Below are 17331 nucleotides of genomic sequence, written 5' to 3' on the forward strand. Positions count from 1 at the left end.
AAGAGGATATCCATGCGCCCCTATTTTCTAGCCGCCGCCTTTGCGGCCCTCACCCTCCCCGCCACCGCCTATGCCGAAACCGCTTGTGGCGGCGACTTCTCCAGCTTTCTTGCGGATGCCAAGGCCGAAGCCGTGGCCAATGGCGCGGACCCTGCTAAGGCTGACCGCTTCTTTTCCGGCCTGCGCCAAGACCCCGCCGTGCTGCGCGCCGATCAAGCGCAAGGGGTGTTCCAAAAGCCCTTCATCGAATTCTCGCGCCACCTGATTTCCAACGACCGGATCAACCGCGGTCGCGCCATGGCCGAGAAATACGACGCAATCTTTGACCGGGTTGAATCCGAATACGGCGTAAGCCGCGGCGTGCTGCTGGCCTTTTGGGCCTTCGAGACGGACTACGGCGCGATCCAAGGTGATTTTAACACCGCCAACGCGCTGGCCACGCTGGCTCATGACTGCCGCCGCCCCGAATTGTTCCGCCCGCAGCTTTTCGCAGCTCTGGAGCTTTTCGAGCGCGGCGAATTTGACCCCGCCACCACCACCGGCGCTTGGGCCGGAGAGATCGGCATGGTGCAAATGCTACCGCGCGACATCATCGAAAACGGTGTCGACGGCGATGGCGACGGCGAAGTCTCGCTGAAAACATCTGCGCCCGATGCGCTGCTCTCGGGCGCCAAAATGCTGCAAAGCCTCGGCTGGCGCGCGGGGGAGCCTTGGTTGGCCGAAGTCACCCTGCCGGAGGATTTCGATTGGTCGCAAACCGGGTTGGAGACCAGCAAACCCATCAGCGAATGGCAGGCAATGGGCGTGACCCCGCGCAACGGTCCACTGGCCGAAGGGCTGACCGCCTCCGTCCTGCTCCCGCAAGGGCGCGGCGGACCGGCCTTTATCGCCTATCCGAACTTCCGTGTTTATTTTGAGTGGAACCAGAGCTTTACCTACGTCATGACCGCCGCCTATTTCGCCACACGGCTGGAAGGCGCGCAGATCTTTGACGCGGGCAACCCGGCGCCGGGGCTGGGCGGCGAGGCGATGAAGTCCTTGCAAAGAAAACTGGAATCCAAGGGCTATGATGTGGGCGATGTGGATGGCATCCTCGGCTCTGGCACCCGCGCTGCTGTGCGTGCCGAACAAGCCCGTCTTGGCATCCCCGTCGATGGCTGGCCCACGCCTGACCTGTTGAACCAATTGTAAGGAGAAGACCCGATGGCCCTCAAGAAAACCGCCGCGCAAATGGTCGCAGACGCACGCGCCCGGATCGAAGAGATCGACAGCGCTGAGGCCATCGCCATGTTGGACGACAGGAATGTGCAATTCGTCGACCTGCGTGATCCCCGCGAACGGGAGCGCACCGGGTTCATCCCCGGTGCCTTTCACTGCCCACGCGGCATGTTGGAGTTTTGGGTCGACCCCGACAGCCCCTATTTCAAAGAGGTCTTCGCCCAAGACAAAAAGTTCGTCTTTCACTGCGCCTCGGGCTGGCGCTCGGCCATATCCGTGGCGACGTTGCAAGACATGGGCTTTGACGCGGCCCACCTGAAGGACGGTTTCAGCGGTTGGGAAAAAGCGGGTGGCCCGGTCGAGAAGACTTGATGCGCAGGCTTTGATCTGGCCTCCCCTCTGCAAAGCTGCCACAACCTGTGCGACGTCAAAGGAGAGACAGAATGACCGAGATCAAACGCCACCACACCAACACCCGCATGAGCCAGATCGTCGAACATGGCGAGGTGATTTACCTTGCCGGGCAGGTTGGCACCGCAGGCGCGGATGTGGCCAAGCAAACGCAAGACTGCCTTGATAAGGTCGACGCCCTGCTGGCCGAAGTCGGCAGCGACAAGACCCGCATCCTGCAAAGCACCATCTGGCTGGCCGACATGGCAGACTTCGCCGCGATGAACGCCGTTTGGGACGCATGGGTGCCCGAGGGCCACGCCCCCGCCCGCGCTTGCGGCGAATCCAAACTGGCCACGCCGGAATATCTGGTCGAAGTGCTGGTGATCGCGGCCAAGGCCTAAGCCATGCCCCCGCGCTCAGTCATGGGCGCGGGGCTTTGCCGGAACCCCAGATGACCCCCTACACCCTCACCGCTCTGTCGGACCTCGCAACGCTCAACGTCGATACGATCATCGACGTACGCGCGCCCATGGAGTTTGCCGAGGATCATCTGCCCGGTGCGATCAACCTCCCGGTCCTGTCGGATGATGAGCGTGCTGAGGTCGGCACGATCTACAAACAGACAAGCCCCTTTGACGCCCGCAAGATCGGCGGCGCGCTGGTGGCGCAGAACACAGCGCGACATTTGCAGACGGCACTGGCGGATAAAGACGGCAGTTGGCAACCGCTGGTCTATTGCTGGCGCGGCGGGCAGCGGTCGGGAGCGTTTTCGACGATCCTCGATCAGGTCGGCTGGCGTGTGCAACTCCTGAGCGGCGGCTATCGCAGCTACCGGCGCTTGGTGGTCTCTACCCTCTACGACACGCCTCTACCGCAGCGGCTGATGCTGATTGAAGGCGGCACCGGCACCGCCAAAACGCGGCTGCTGCACCATCTTGCCGAAACAGGCGCGCAGGTGTTGGACCTTGAGGGATTGGCGCAGCATCGCGGCTCCCTCTTTGGCGCAGTGCATGGCGGCCAACCGCATCAAAAGATGTTTGAGTCGCGTCTGGCCCAAGCACTCACCCCGCTCGACCCGACGCGGGTAACTTGGGTCGAAGCTGAAAGCAGCAAGATTGGTGACATCACTCTGCCCCCCGCGCTCTGGGCCGCGATGCTCGCCGCACCTCGGGTCGAGATCGCCGCACCCTTGGCCGCGCGGGCGGACTTCCTCTGTCGCGCCTATGACGACCTGACGGCGGACGTGGTCTTGCTCGAAGACCGTATCGACAAGCTGCGGCCCTATCACAGCACAGAGACAATCGCCGCATGGCAAACCCAGGCGCAGGCGGGCGATTGGGCCACTCTTGCCGAAGATCTGATCGGCCAGCATTACGACCCGCGCTATGCCAAAGCCGCCAGCCGCAATCCCGCGCCGGTAGAACGGTTGGTGCTGGACCGGCTTGATGACACCACCTTGGCCGAGACCGCAATCGCCTTGAGCCGCCGCTTCAGCGCAGGCGTATAGACGGGGCACCAGCCTCTAGGTGTCCGATGATGTGGCCTTCGAGCCCTTCGGTTTCTAACCGTGCTTGCGCCACTTTCGCCGCTGTTTCTGGCAAAGCCGCCAGCAGCCCTCCGGCGGTCTGTGGATCGTGGAAAAGCGGGTTCACCGAACCTTTGGCCTCTATCGGAGCATCCGCTTGATTGACCGACAAGAGCGACGAAGCCACCCCCTGATCCGACAGCGCCTGCGCACCGGGGTAGATCGGCACCGCCTCCCCCCAAAGCTCCGCCGCCAACCCCGAGGCGCGGCAGATCGCTTGCACATGCCCGGCAAGGCCGAAGCCCGTCACATCCGTCATCGCATGGGCCTGACCCAAAATCACCGCCTCCCGCGCCTGCGGTGTGGCCATGACGCCAAGCGCCTCGGCCACCACCCGCCCCTGCGCACTGCCTGCCATATGCCCCGCTAGGATCACGCCAGAGCCAATGGGCCGGGTGAGCATCAGCACATCCCCCGGCTGCGCACCCCCAACGCCGATCGGCATCTCCTCCCGCGTGCCGGTGACGGTGAACCCGATGGTTAGTTCCGCGCCTATGGTGGTGTGACCGCCTACGATCTGCGCGCCAGCGCTCGCCATCACGTCCTGCGCGGCAGCTGCAATCTCTCGCAGGGTCCGAGCCTGCAACTCACGCGACATGCGCGGGATAATGACCGAACTCAGCGCCACCTGCGGTTTCGCCCCCATCGCCCAGACGTCGCCCAAGGCATGAACCGCCGCGATCCGCGTCATCAGCGCCGGGTCTTCGATAAAGCCGCGCAGGTGATCCGTGCTCATCACCTGAAAGCCGCCGCCGGGCTGGCGCAGCACTGCCGCATCGTCACCCGCCCCGGTGACGACATCGCCGGAAACTGATGGCGACACCTGAGCCAAAAGATCGCCCAGCACCGCGCCGCCCACCTTGGCCCCGCAGCCGCCGCAGAGCGGCTTGCCCGCCAACGCCTCCGGCAGACCGGACGCCGTCGGACCCGTCAGCGCTTCGTCCTTCATCTCAGGCAGGTCATCAAGCCGGTCCATGAACTTCCGGTCGATCCGGTCCTTCCACTGCCACAGCAACGCGCCGCCAAGGGCCAGCCCGTTCCGCTCGGCTACGGCGGACTTCCCGCCCAGCGAAATCAGCTTGAGATAATGTTTCTGCGGCTTGAACGCCTGCCGCGTACCACCGCTCAGCGCCGCGCGTAGGTTATCATGCAGCACCGGCGCCGCCCGCACGGCAAAGACCCCGGCCTTGGGGCGCGGCGTGGCCTCCATATGCGCGCAATCGCCCACGGCGAAGAGTGCGTCATCATCCACCACGCCCAGATCGGCCCCAACTCGAATGAACCCCTCATGCAGCGGCAGATCAGTCTGCGCCAACCAGCCATGCGGCACCGCCCCCGCCGCGCCCACGCAAAGCGCGGCAGGGATCGGAGTGGCTCCGTCCAAGATAACCGCCCCCTCAATGATCCGCGTCACTTTGGCATTAAGGGTGAGACCTACCCCCAACTCCGCCATACGCCGCCGCACCATTGCCGCCGTCCGGGGGGCCATACCCGACAACTTCGCCCCATGTTCCACCACCGTCACCGCTGGCTGCACACCCGCTTGGCGTAGGGCAAAGGCCATCGCCAGGGCAAGCTCACAGCCCGCCACGCCGCCGCCGATCACCGCCACTTCGGGCGGCTGGTCGCCCGCGTTCACCGCAGCCAAGAACTCTCGCCAGCGTGCGGCATAGACATCAAGCGGCTTGGCCCCGACAACGTGTTGGGCAAAGCCCGGCAAATCCATCTTGGCCGTGATGCCCACGTCAATCGACGCGACGTCATAGGCCACGGCCCCATGCCCTTCGACCGTGATCTCACGTGCCGCCCGATCAATCCCCGTGGCCGCTCCAAGGATCAACCGCGCCCCGGCGTGGCCGCACAGGCGCATCAAGTCGATCTCTAGCTCATCCCGCCCGTAATGCCCGGCGATATGGCCCGGCAGCATCCCGGTATAGGGCGCAGTAGGGCCGGGGTTGATGACCGTCAGCCGTGCGCCGGGCAGCGGGTCCATCCCCCATTTGCGCAGCACAAGCGCGTGGGCATGTCCGCCCCCCACCAGCACCAGATCCCGTGTCAGGGGCAGATTGCCTTGCACTAGATTACCTCTTTCGCCCTACTTACCTGTTAATATTGCTACCCAACCACGCCCCCGCAGGCCATCGGCATGACCGGGATGTGAAGCGATTGTGCAAGAGTTCAAACGGCATTTCCCCGCCCATTCAGGCCAGCAAAGCCACCAAACCCGTAAAAAGGGTGACATTCCACCGCAAAACCCCCATGTACATTCCAACCCCGACCCTCTACCGACGGTCGGATTCCTTTGCCGTGGCTGGTAGCACCCCACGTGCCCGCCCCCCGCACAAACGTTCAAGACAGGACAACCTTCGTGATCCAGACTATTGCCGATGCCCTTGCCCAACAGGGTTATGAAACACTTACCGCCGTACAAGAAGCCGTAACCGACCCCGCCCTTAATGACGCTGACCTTCTGGTTTCGGCCCAAACCGGTTCGGGCAAGACGGTGGGCTTTGGCCTCGCCATCGCGCCGACACTGTTGGGTGACGACACCCATTTCGGCCAAGCGGGCGCACCGCTGGCCCTGATTATCGCCCCGACGCGCGAATTGGCCATGCAGGTCAGCCGCGAGCTCACATGGCTCTATGGCAAAGCGGGGGCGGTGGTGACCACCTGCGTCGGCGGTATGGACACCCGCACCGAGCGCCGCGCGCTGGACCGCGGCGCGCATATCGTCGTCGCCACGCCGGGCCGCCTGTGTGACCACATCAAACGCAACAACATCAACCTTGACGCGATCCGCGCCGTGGTGCTGGACGAAGCGGATGAGATGCTCGACCTCGGCTTTCGCGAAGACCTTGAGTTCATCCTCTCCGAATCCCCCGAAGAGCGCCGCACTTTGCTGTTCTCGGCCACAGTGCCTGCCGCGATTGCCAAACTGGCGAAATCCTACCAGCGCGACGCGCAGCGCATCACCACCGTGGGCGAGACCAAACAGCACAGCGACATCGAATACCGCGCGCTGAACGTGCACCCGCGCGACACTGAGAACGCAATCATTAACGTGTTGCGTTTCTATGAAGCCAAAAACGCCATCGTCTTCTGCAACACCCGCGCTGCTGTGGCGCGTCTGACCACGCGGTTCACCAACCGCGGCTTCTCGGTCGTGGCACTGTCGGGTGAGCTGACGCAATCCGAACGCACCAACGCCTTGCAAGCGCTGCGCGACGGGCGTGCGCGGGTCTGTATCGCTACGGATGTCGCCGCACGTGGCATCGACCTGCCGAACCTCGAACTGGTGATCCATGCCGATCTGCCCAGCAACTCCGACACGCTGCTCCACCGCTCGGGCCGCACGGGCCGTGCCGGGCGCAAGGGTGTCTCTGCTCTGATCGTGCCTGCGAAACTGCGCAGCAAAGCAAACCGTCTGATTGGTGGCGCAAAGCTGAAAGTGGAATGGGCCGCACCGCCCTCCGCTGCAGAAGTGAACGCCGCTGATGAAGCGCGTCTGCTGGCCGATCCAGCGTGGTCCGACCCGATTCCCGAAGACGCCGAAGGCTTTGTCGCCAGTCTGGTTGAGCAGTTCTCGGCTGAACAACTCGCCACCGCCTTCGTGAACCTCTATCGCGCCCGCCAATCGGCGCCGGAAGAACTGGCCGAACCCAGTGCGCCCGGCGACGACAAGCCACGCCCGGCCTTTGGCAAATCGGTCTGGTTCTCGATCTCGACCGGTCGCAATGACGGGGCCGAGCCGCGCACGTTGCTGCCGATGCTTTGCCGTCGGGGCGATCTGACCAAAGACGACATCGGCGCGATCCGCGTGCAGGGCAGCCATAGCTTTGTCGAAGTGCTGGAGACCTCGGTCCCCGGTCTGCTTGCGGCACTTGGCGGTGACATGAAGCTTGAAGACGGCGCAGTCCTCACGCAACTTGACCGCGCGCCGGATCTGGCCCGTGGCCCGAAACCTGCCGGCAAACGTGGCCCCAAACCCGGTGGCGGCTACAAAGGCGACCGCGATCGTGGCCCGCGCCCGCCGCGCGACAACTACGACCCAGATGCCGCCCCTGCCCCGCGCAAACCCCGCGCTAAAGCGGCGGATGGTCCCGGTGCTGCGTCTTTTGACAAGCCCAAGTTCGACAAGCCGCGCGCGCCCAAGGGTGAGCGTCCGCCAAAGTCGCATAAGACCGAGCGCAGCCCGATGAAACCCGGCGCGACACCGAAGCCCAAGTCGGGCGGAGAGACCTCTGGCAAGCCCAAGGCGAAAGCCGTGTGGAAAAAGGAAAAGCCAGCAGGCGATGCACCCCGCAAAGGCAAGGGCAAGCCGACCACTTCGGCCACCACGCCGGGCGGCGAGAAGTCTTACAAACGCGCGTCCGACCCCTCCAAACGCTTCACCCCGCCGAATAAGATCGGCAAACAGGGTGGCAAGGGCGGCTCGAAATCGAAGTAAAGGAAAACGCCGGGGCATCCCCCCGGCGTTTCTGCACGCGCCCCCGGACTTTTCAATTCACTCTTTTCGAATCGGACTTTTCAAAAAAGTCCGACCTGATTTCTTTAAAAGAAATCAGCACCTCCGGCTGGCCTTAATAACCAATTCAAACTGGCACTACTTGCGGCGCGGCATTTGCGGTGATGTGATAGCTGCACACCCCGCGCTGGCGCGGGCTTCATTCGTGGGTTCGCCCACCCGCATAGAAAGGTCTGCCCCATGGATGGCAATTTCAACGAGAATGACATCTCCCGCGTTGTCGAAGCCGACCGCGCGCATATCTGGCACCACCTGAGCCAGCACAAACCCTATGAAACCACCGATCCGCGCATCATCGTCGAAGGCAAAGGCATTCGGGTCTGGGACCAGAATGGCAAGGAACACCTCGACGCAGTCTCTGGCGGTGTCTGGACGGTCAACGTCGGCTATGGCCGCGAAAGCATCGCCAATGCGGTCCGCGACCAGCTGATCAAGCTGAACTATTTCGCAGGCTCCGCAGGGTCGATCCCCGGTTCGCATTTCGCTGAGAAACTGCTCGACAAGATGCCCGGGCTCGACCGTGTTTACTACTGCAACTCCGGCTCCGAGGCGAATGAGAAAGCCTTCAAGATGGTCCGCCAAATCGCCCATAAGCGCTACGGCGGTAAGAAACACAAAATCCTCTACCGCGACCGTGATTATCACGGCACAACCATCGGCTGCCTGTCGGCAGGCGGCCAGGAGGAGCGCAACGCGCAATACGGCCCCTTCACACCGGGTTTCGTGCGCGTGCCGCATTGCTTGGAATACCGCAGCTTTGAGCAGGACGGTGCGCCGCAGGAGAACTACGGTGTCTGGGCAGCTGACCAAATCGAAAAGGTGATCTTGGCCGAAGGGCCGGAAACCGTCGGCGCGCTCTGCCTTGAGCCCGTGACCGCAGGCGGCGGCGTGATCTGCCCGCCTGATGGCTATTGGGAGCGCGTGCAGGAGATTTGCCGCAAATACGACATCTTGCTGCATATTGATGAGGTCGTCTGCGGCGTTGGGCGCACCGGCACATGGTTCGGCTATCAGCACTACGGCATCCAGCCCGATATGGTGACCATGGCCAAGGGCGTCGCCTCTGGCTATGCCGCCATCGCTTGTCTGGTCACCACCGACGCGGTGTTTGACATGTTCAAAGATGATGCCAGCGATCCGCTGAACTACTTCCGCGACATCTCGACCTTTGGTGGCTGCACCGCCGGGCCAACGGCGGGGATCGAAAACATGCGCATCATCGAAGATGAGGGGCTGCTGGAGAACACCACCAACATGGGCAACTACATGCTAGAACAGTTGCACGCACTGGCCGACAAGCATGAGATCATCGGTGATGTACGCGGCAAGGGCTTGTTCCTCGGCGCGGAACTGGTGACAGACCGCGACAGCCGCAACCCGGTGGAGGAAAAGCGCATTCAAGCTGTTGTGGGCGACTGTATGGCGCAGGGTGTCATCATCGGGGCGACCAACCGCTCGCTGCCGGGCAAGAACAACACGCTGTGTTTCTCACCCGCGCTCATTGCCACCCGCGATGACATTGACGAAATCATCACGGCAGTGGACAGGGCGCTCGGCCGGGTCTTTACCTCGGCGTAAAACCGCAGGCCCGTTGAAGAAAAGGTCGCATCGGTTGACCCGCTGCGGCCTTCGGCTATCTAACCCCCTGTCTTGCCCGAACATGACACCACGCGCGAAAATGGCCCTCTGAGCTAACGGAGAAAAATTTTCTGAAAATCTAACGCCTTCGCGGGAACCTCTTCCTTTTCCCCTGCGTTGGCAATTGAGTAACTTGGGAGAAAGACATGAAGAAGTTTCTTATCGCAATTCCGATGATCGCTGGTCTGGCCGCTTGTGATGGCACCACTGCAAACCAGGGTGCTTTGACAGGCGCAGCCTTGGGCGCCGCGACAGGCGCTGCCGTATCCGGTGGTGACGACAAGGTGCAAGGCGCAATCATCGGCGGTCTCGCCGGTGCAGCCGCTGGCAACTACATCGGTCAGACCCAGTCTGGCAAATGCGTATATCAGAACTCTGCCGGTCAGCGTTACTACGCAGCCTGCCCATAAGCAGCTGAGTTAACGCGACATCGCGTATCAGGCCTCGACCTTTCGGTCGGGGCCTTTTTCTTTTCCGCGCCCCATCTTGGCAGTCTCAACCTTTGCCCCTAACAGGGGCGCAAGCGTCACCATTGGCGCGGCGAGGGGGATCAATGACGGGCATGGCTTTTACAGATATTATCGTTCTATTGCTGGCGGCTTTTGGCGCGGGCGTGTTGAACACGATTGCAGGCGGCGGGACATTCCTGACCTTCCCGGCGCTTGTGTTTACCGGCATTCCCCCGGTGGCCGCAAATGCGACCAGTGCAGTTGCTGTCTTTCCCGGCTATCTCGCCGGTGCGCTCGGCTTTCGGCGGGAGCTTGGCGTTTTTGACCGGGGGCGGCTGATCCGGATTTGCCTGATCACACTTGCAGGCGGGGCCACTGGTTCGGGTCTGTTACTGATATCCTCCAACGATGCTTTCGCTGCGGTGGTGCCGTTCTTGCTGCTCGCCGCGACGCTCGCTTTCCTATTGGGCGAGCGTATCCGCAACTTTGCCGCCGCCCATGCCCGCGCCGTGACCCCCGAAGGGGCGCTCGGGCTGTTCGCGGTCAGCGTCTATGGCGGCTATTTTAACGGTGGTCTGGGGATCGTCCTGCTGGCGCTTTTTGCGCTTTGGGGGATGACCGATCTGCTCAGCATGAACGGGTTGAAGAACGGGTTGAGCTTTGCGCTTTCGGCCATCTCTGTGGCGATCTTTGCTTTGGCCGGGTTGGTGGCTTGGCCACAAGCGCTCTTGATGATGCTGGCAGCCACGGTGGGCGGGTATGTCGGCGCCCCATTGGCGCGGGCGCTGCCCAAAGAGGCGGTGCGCTGGCTGATTGCGGCCATCGGCTTTGGCATGAGTGGCATCTTCTTTTGGCGGCTGATCTCTGGCTAGCGCAACTCTGTCGCCGTGCCGGTCTCGGGATTGTAGTGCAGCAGCACTTCCGAGGTCTCAATCCTGCCCAACCCGCTTTTCTCGCGCAGCAAAGCCACCGGCCCCGATGTTGCCATGGCCAGAGCCTGCGCAAGCGGTACGGAGGTCGAGTGCAGCAGGGTCCGCACCGCGTGGCCCATTTCCAGATCCGCCCCTGCCAATGTCCCATCAGCCAAGGTCAGCTGCCCCGCGCTGCGATACACATCGCGTCCATTGAGCGAAAAGCTTTGAATATCCGACCCGGCGGTCGCCATAGCGTCACTGACGAGGAATATCCCCGCGCCTTTTGCTGCCAGTGCATTGCGCATGGAAGCCGGATGCACATGGATACTGTCCGCAATCAGCCCGGCGTGTACGTCCCCTCGATCAAGCGCTGCGCCCACCAGTCCGGGCGCACGGTTGCCCATCTGGCTCATCGCGTTGAACAAATGCGTCACGCAGCGCGCCCCGGCGTCAAAAGCCGCGATGCAGGTCTCATAGTCGGCGTCACTATGGCCTAATGATACGATCACCCCTGCCCGCGCCATGGTGCTGATTTGGGCGCATGTCACCGTTTCCGGCGCGACCGTGACCATGAGATTGGGCAAACGGTCCGCTGTTTGCAGGATTAAATCAAGGTCCGCTTGCTCCATCGGGCGGATCAGCGCAGCGTCATGCGCCCCTTTGCGCGCGACGGACAGATGCGGCCCTTCAAGATGTAGTCCGATGATGCCCGGCACCGCTTCGGCAATCGCCTGCGCGACAGCATCAATCGCCGCGGCGGTGACGTGAGGCCGGTCGGTGATCAATGTCGGCAGAAAGCCCGCCACCCCGGTGGCACGATGGGCCTTTGCCATACGGCGCAGAGTGGCCACATTCGGTGCGGCGTTCAGCATCACCCCGCCGCCGCCGTTGACCTGAAGATCAACGAAACCGGGCGTCAACACCCCGCCGTTAAGGTGTTCCGTCGCGCAGTCCCGAGGCAGTTGATCGGGCGCGAGGATACGGCGGCGGCCATTTTGCAACAGCGCCAGCGCGGCTCCTTCATGCAGCTTTTGCCCATCGTGGACGTCCGCACCGGTGAACAGTTTGACGATCTCACTCATAGAACCGCCTCTTGGGCCACCGCATGGCGAGCCGATTCAAATGCCCCGTCAAGTGCGGTGCCTTGGCTCGCGACCCGGCCTGACAGATGGTCCTCCGGCAAGAAGCTGGCGTAATGCGGCCCGATACCGCCAAGCAGGCAGAGCCGATCACCCGGCGTGAACCCCAAAGCTTTCAGCCCGCGAGCATAATAGGCCGCACCCTCTTGCATCAAGGCGGTAGCCAAAGGGTCTGACTGCGCGGCGGCCATTAAAACATCTGGCGCGAGGGCCGCGTAATCCCCCGGCTGGGCGGTCAGGCTGAAGGCGGTGATGGCAAAAGGATCATCGCCGAAATGGCGCAGCAGGCCGCGGGTCAGATCAGTATGCGGCAACAACCCGTCATAGCATTGCAACGCCCGGTCCAACGCCGCCCGCCCCAGCCATGCGCCAGAGCCCTGATCCGCCAGATGAAACCCCCAGCCGCCCACATAGCGGCAGGTCGCTCCATCGGTGGCTGCAATAATCGTACCTGTTCCAATCGCCAGAACCCAGCCTGCCACCCCCGTGCCCAAAGCCCCAAGCACGCAGGCCGGGCGGTCGTCATCGGCGATGATCCGGCGATAGGGAAGCGCGTTGCGCAGTTTGGCAGCATCCCGCGCGACATTCATGCCCGCCAAACCGACATAGGCCGTCGCATGGCCAAGCGCGTTCAGCGGCAGGCCCGCATCAACGGCGGCGCCCTCAATCGCGGCGCGCACATGGATCAGCGACTGCTCGGGGGCGTTGCCGATATTCGCCCGCCCGCCCTCGGCCCGGCCTAAGATGCCTGCCGCAACAGTCCCCACGGCGGCGCGGCACCCGGTGCCACCCCCATCGACGGCGATCAGAATATCTTGCGCTGCTATGCTCATGCAGCACTTCTAAGCGAGCCGCCGGAGGAACGAAAGTACGCAGCGCTCCGCCATCGATAATGCCAGATTGCGCTCTTGCTAAGTCCAACCTAGGCTTCATCCTATGGCGCTCCCTGTTGAAACCTTCTTTTTGCGCCCCGATGCGCAGGGCACTCTGCAACAGCAGATTCAGCAGATGATCGCCCAAGGCATCCTTGCAGGTCGCTATCAGCGGGGCGAGAAACTGCCCTCGACCCGCAAACTCGCTGCGCATCTGGGCGTCAGCCGCATCACCGTGACCATCGCCTATACCGAGCTTTTGGCGAATGACTACCTTACCTCTCGCGGGCGCTCGGGGTATTTCGTCTCGGACAACGCCCCGGCACCGCCTGCCTTTGCCCCCAAGGATCACGCAGAGGACGCCATCGACTGGACCCGCGCCATCGGCCAGCGGTTCAGCAGCAACGCCCAACCGCCCAAGCCGCAAAACTGGGCCAGCTATCGCTACCCATTCATCTACGGGCAGGCTGATCCGACATTGTTTGACCATACGAATTGGCGGCTCTGCGCCTTGCAAGCGCTTGGGCAACGCGACTTCACCTCGATGACCACGGACTACTACGACCAAGACGACCCGCAATTGGTCGAGTTCATCGCCCGCCACATCCTGCCCCGACGCGGGATCTCGGCGCGGCCTGAGCAAATCCTGATCACCATGGGCGCACAGAACGCGCTGTGGCTGACGGCGCAGGTGCTGCTGACCCAACGCCGCCGCGCCGTGCTGGAAGACCCATGTTACCCGGCCCTCAGCGGCATCCTCAGCCAATCGCGCTGCCATATCAGCCCTGTGGCTGTGGACCACGATGGCCTCCCGCCCGAGGCGATCCCGCCGGATACGGATGTGATCTTTACCACGCCCAGCCATCAATGCCCGACGAACGCGACCATGCCGATGGCGCGCCGCCGCAGCTTGCTGGCCCGCGCGCAGGAGTTGGGGGCTTTGATCGTTGAGGACGACTATGAATTCGAGATGTCCTTCCTCAAGCCGCCCTCTCCGGCGTTGAAATCGCTCGATGACGAGGGGCGGGTGATCTATGTCGGCAGCTTTTCAAAATCGCTCTTTCCCGGTCTGCGGTTAGGTTATCTGGTCGGGTCTGAGCCGTTCATCCGCGAGACCCGTGCGCTGCGCACCAGCGTGTTGCGCCACGCGCCCGGACATATCCAGCGCACAGCGGCCTATTTCCTGTCGCTTGGTCATTACGATGCATTGGTGCGCCGCATGGGGATCGCGCTGCACGAACGCCGCCGTGTCGTCGAGCAGGCGCTGGAGACCCATGGATTGACGGTGTCGGGGCGCGGGGCTTATGGCGGTTCATCCTTTTGGATGCGCGCGCCCGAGACGGTGGACACCGCCGATCTGGCCGAAAACCTACGGGCACAAGATGTGCTGATCGAACCCGGCCATGCCTTTTTCGCCGGGGCGGACCGGGCCACGAACTACTACCGGCTGGCCTATTCCTCCATCCCGAGCCCCCGGATCGCCGAAGGGGTCGGATTAATCGCTGATGAGATCGCCAAATTGACCTAGCCTCTCCTATGCTAGGGCCAAACGGACCTTCTGCGCCAATAGGATTTGATGATGAGGGAAAAGGTTCTTGCAAACCTAAGCGGGGCGGGAAATATTCCCAACGGGATCACTCCCCACCGCCAAAGAAAAACACATCGCGCGCCGACCGCGCCCTGCTGAAAGACCCCGCCCGCCCATGACGCATTCCCAGCCGCCGCTTGATCTGTCGCCAAAGGTCTCGGACGAGGTCCGCAAGACCACCTGCTACATGTGCGCCTGCCGCTGTGGCATCAATGTGCATATGAAAAAGGGCAAGGTCGCCTATATCGAAGGCAACCGCGATCATCCGGTCAACCAAGGTGTGCTCTGCGCCAAGGGCTCTGCGGGGATCATGCAGCACAACTCCCCCGCGCGGCTGCGCAACCCGATGAAACGGGTCGGCCCGCGCGGCTCGGGCGCGTTCGAAAGCATCAGTTGGAACGAAGCGCTCCAAATCGCCACCGACTGGCTGGAACCGCTGCGCCGCGAAGCGCCTGAGAAGCTCGCCTTTTTCACCGGGCGGGATCAGTCGCAGAGCTTTACCTCTCTTTGGGCGCAGGCCTTCGGCACGCCGAACTACGCGGCCCACGGCGGCTTCTGCTCGGTCAATATGGCGACAGCGGGTATTTACACGATGGGCGGTGCCTTTTGGGAGTTTGGCCAGCCCGATTGGGACCATACCAAGCTGTTCATGCTTTTTGGTGTCGCCGAGGACCATGACAGCAACCCGATCAAGATGGGTCTGGGCAAGCTTAAGAAACGCGGTGCGCGGGTCATCGGGGTGAACCCGATCCGCACCGGGTATAACGCCATTGCCGACGATTGGGTCGGCATCACGCCCGGCACCGATGGGCTGTTTATCCTGTCGCTGATCCACTGTCTGATGAAAGCCGGACGCATCGATCTGGACTACCTCGCCCGCTATACTGACGCCCCGGTGCTGCTGAACAGCGACCCCAAATCGCCCGAGTACGGGCTGCAACTGCGAGACGAAAACGGCAAAGCGCTGGTGATCGACCGCAAGACCCGCAAGCTCACGCCCTTTGACCAACCCGGCGTGCGCCCTGACCTAGCCGCCACCTACCGCTCGGGCGGGATCACGCACCGCCCGGTGTTCCATCAGATGGCTGAGCAATACCTTGGTGAGGACTACAGCCCCGAAGCCGTGGCCGAGCGCTGCGGCATCCCCGCGCCGCGCATCCGCGCCATCGCCAGCGAACTGGCCCGCGTCGCCTTTGACGAAGCCTTTGAGCTAGACCACGAATGGACCGATTTCCGGGGCGAACACCATAAGACGATGACGGGCCGCCCGGTCTCCTTCCACGCCATGCGCGGCATCTCTGCCCATGCCAACGGCTTCCAGACCTGCCGCGCGCTGCATGTGTTGCAGATCATCCTCGGCACCGTCGAAGTGCCGGGCGGCTTTCGCTTTAAACCGCCCTACCCCAAACCTGCCACCGCGCACCCCAAACCGCATTGCAAGGCCACCCCCGATGCACCGCTCGACGGGCCGCATCTGGGGTTCGTGCATGGCCCCGACGATCTGGCGCTGAAAGCCGATGGCAGCCCGGCGCGGATCGACAAGGCGTTTACATGGGAAAACCCGATGTCGGCCCATGGGCTGATGCATATGGTGATCTCCAATGCCCATGCGGGCGATCCCTATAAGATCGACACGCTGTTTCTCTATATGGCCAATATGTCGTGGAACTCCTCCATGAACCCCGGCGGGGTGATGGAGATGCTGACCGATACGGACGAGAACGGCGACTACGTCATCCCGCGCATCATCTATTCCGACGCCTATTCTTCGGAAATGGTCGCCTATGCCGATCTGATCCTGCCGGACACGACCTATCTGGAGCGGCACGACTGTATCTCGCTTCTCGACCGTCCGATTAGCGAAGCCGATGCCGCTGCGGACGCGATCCGCTGGCCGGTGGTAGAGCCCAACCGCGATGTGCGGGGCTTTCAGTCTGCGCTCTGTGATCTGGGGGCCAAGCTGGGGCTGCCGGGGTTCGTGAACGAAGACGGCAGCCAGAAATACAAAGACTACGCCGATTACATCACCCGTCACGAACGCCGACCGGGCATCGGCCCTCTGGCCGGGTTCCGGGGCGAGGATGGTAAAGATGTCGGGCGCGGGGCGCCGAACCCCGAGCAAATTGACCGCTACATTGAGAACGGCGGCTTCTTTGTTAACCACATCCCGGAGGGCGCGACCTACTATAAACCGTGGAACGCCGCCTATCAGGATTGGGCTGTGGGCATGGGCATCTATGACGCGCCGCAGCCCTATCTATTTTCGCTCTACGTCGAGCCGCTGCGGCGTTTCCAACTGGCTGCCGAAGGCCACGGCGACCGCCAACCGCCGGACCATCTGCGCGACCGCATTAAGCAGACCATGTCGCCCCTGCCAATCTGGTATGAAAGCGACCCCGAAGGCACGCAGGGCTATGACGTCCACGCGCTGACCCAACGCCCGATGGCGATGTACCACTCTTGGGGCAGCCAAAACGCTTGGCTGCGGCAATTGCACGGGCACAACCCGCTCTACCTGCCCACCGCGATCATGCGCGAGAAAGGCCTGCGCGACGGAGACTGGGCGCGTGTCACGTCCCCCCATGGGGGGATCACCGTGCCAGTGATGGAGATGGCCGCGCTCAACCCCAAGACGGTCTGGACATGGAACGCCATCGGCAAACGCAAAGGCGCATGGGCGCTGGACAAGGACGCGCCGGAGGCAACCAAGGGTTTCTTACTCAACCACCTGATCCACGAGTTGCTGCCGCCCAAGGGGGACGGTTTGCGGTGGTCGAATTCCGATCCGATCACCGGGCAGGCCGCGTGGTTCGACCTGAAGGTGCATATCGAAAAGACCAACGCCCCCGCCGAGGCGCAGCCGGAAATCCCGCCGCAACGCTCCCCCGTCCCGCCCGCGCCGCGCGACGTTGCATGGAAGGTTGGAAAATGACTCTCTCGCTCTTTTTGACCTTAAATACTTTCGGGGGACTGGGGGCTGACCCCCAGCCAACCCTCGCAACGCAGGACC

At 62.8% G+C, this 17331-nt stretch carries 13 protein-coding genes; 10 read left to right on the plus strand and 3 right to left on the minus strand.

Features of this window, described 5'->3' with window-relative positions:
- Positions 1-12: 12 nt before the first annotated feature.
- The 4 genes from HTT03_RS15470 to mnmH all read left to right on the plus strand — a co-directional run bounded on the left by HTT03_RS15470 (position 13) and on the right by mnmH (position 3118).
- Positions 13-1191: a lytic murein transglycosylase gene (locus HTT03_RS15470; protein ID WP_174860681.1), complete on the plus strand. Its 1179-nt coding sequence runs from the start codon at positions 13-15 to the stop codon at positions 1189-1191.
- Between the two features lie 12 nt (positions 1192-1203).
- On the plus strand, positions 1204-1590 hold the full coding sequence (locus HTT03_RS15475) for a rhodanese-like domain-containing protein (RefSeq protein ID WP_174860682.1): 387 nt from the start codon (positions 1204-1206) through the stop codon (positions 1588-1590).
- A 71-nt stretch (positions 1591-1661) separates the two neighbouring features.
- Positions 1662-2012, plus strand: coding sequence for a RidA family protein (locus tag HTT03_RS15480; RefSeq protein WP_174860683.1), 351 nt, complete (start codon positions 1662-1664; stop codon positions 2010-2012).
- Positions 2013-2062: 50 nt separating this feature from the next.
- Positions 2063-3118: a tRNA 2-selenouridine(34) synthase MnmH gene (gene mnmH, locus HTT03_RS15485; RefSeq protein ID WP_174860684.1), complete on the plus strand. Its 1056-nt coding sequence runs from the start codon at positions 2063-2065 to the stop codon at positions 3116-3118.
- Here the strand turns inward: mnmH and selD are convergent.
- On the minus strand, positions 3102-5273 hold the full coding sequence (gene selD, locus HTT03_RS15490) for a selenide, water dikinase SelD (RefSeq protein WP_174860685.1): 2172 nt from the start codon (positions 5271-5273) through the stop codon (positions 3102-3104). The genes mnmH and selD overlap by 17 nt on opposite strands.
- 291 nt (positions 5274-5564) lie before the next feature.
- Here selD and HTT03_RS15495 point away from each other — a divergent pair, with 291 nt between their 5' ends.
- The 4 genes from HTT03_RS15495 to HTT03_RS15510 all read left to right on the plus strand — a co-directional run bounded on the left by HTT03_RS15495 (position 5565) and on the right by HTT03_RS15510 (position 10680).
- Entirely contained in the window at positions 5565-7643 is a 2079-nt protein-coding gene (locus tag HTT03_RS15495; protein ID WP_174860686.1) for a DEAD/DEAH box helicase, read from the plus strand.
- A 258-nt stretch (positions 7644-7901) separates the two neighbouring features.
- On the plus strand, positions 7902-9299 hold the full coding sequence (locus HTT03_RS15500) for an aminotransferase family protein (RefSeq protein WP_174860687.1): 1398 nt from the start codon (positions 7902-7904) through the stop codon (positions 9297-9299).
- A gap of 206 nt (positions 9300-9505) precedes the next feature.
- Positions 9506-9769 carry a glycine zipper 2TM domain-containing protein gene (locus HTT03_RS15505; protein WP_174860688.1) on the plus strand — a complete coding sequence of 88 codons (264 nt, stop codon included), beginning with the start codon at positions 9506-9508 and terminating at the stop codon, positions 9767-9769.
- A gap of 152 nt (positions 9770-9921) precedes the next feature.
- Positions 9922-10680, plus strand: coding sequence for a sulfite exporter TauE/SafE family protein (locus HTT03_RS15510; RefSeq protein ID WP_174860689.1), 759 nt, complete (start codon positions 9922-9924; stop codon positions 10678-10680).
- On the opposite strand, the gene nagA is transcribed toward HTT03_RS15510, so the two are convergent.
- Complete coding sequence (nagA, locus tag HTT03_RS15515) at positions 10677-11804, minus strand: N-acetylglucosamine-6-phosphate deacetylase (RefSeq protein ID WP_174860690.1); 1128 nt, start codon at positions 11802-11804, stop codon at positions 10677-10679. The genes HTT03_RS15510 and nagA overlap by 4 nt on opposite strands.
- Positions 11801-12694 carry a glucosamine kinase nucleotide-binding domain-containing protein gene (locus HTT03_RS15520; protein WP_174860691.1) on the minus strand — a complete coding sequence of 298 codons (894 nt, stop codon included), beginning with the start codon at positions 12692-12694 and terminating at the stop codon, positions 11801-11803. The genes nagA and HTT03_RS15520 overlap by 4 nt, the downstream gene beginning before the upstream one ends.
- Before the next feature lie 103 nt (positions 12695-12797).
- Here HTT03_RS15520 and pdxR point away from each other — a divergent pair, with 103 nt between their 5' ends.
- Together pdxR and HTT03_RS15530 are read left to right on the plus strand one after the other, a co-directional pair.
- The gene (gene pdxR / locus HTT03_RS15525; RefSeq protein WP_174860692.1) at positions 12798-14261 is read left to right on the plus strand and encodes a MocR-like pyridoxine biosynthesis transcription factor PdxR; all 1464 of its coding nucleotides are present in this window, start codon (positions 12798-12800) and stop codon (positions 14259-14261) included.
- 175 nt (positions 14262-14436) lie between these two features.
- Positions 14437-17253: a molybdopterin oxidoreductase family protein gene (locus tag HTT03_RS15530; protein WP_174860693.1), complete on the plus strand. Its 2817-nt coding sequence runs from the start codon at positions 14437-14439 to the stop codon at positions 17251-17253.
- Positions 17254-17331: the final 78 nt, after the last annotated feature.

This window comes from Sulfitobacter maritimus (assembly GCF_013346665.1).
Lineage (GTDB): Bacteria > Pseudomonadota > Alphaproteobacteria > Rhodobacterales > Rhodobacteraceae > Sulfitobacter > Sulfitobacter maritimus.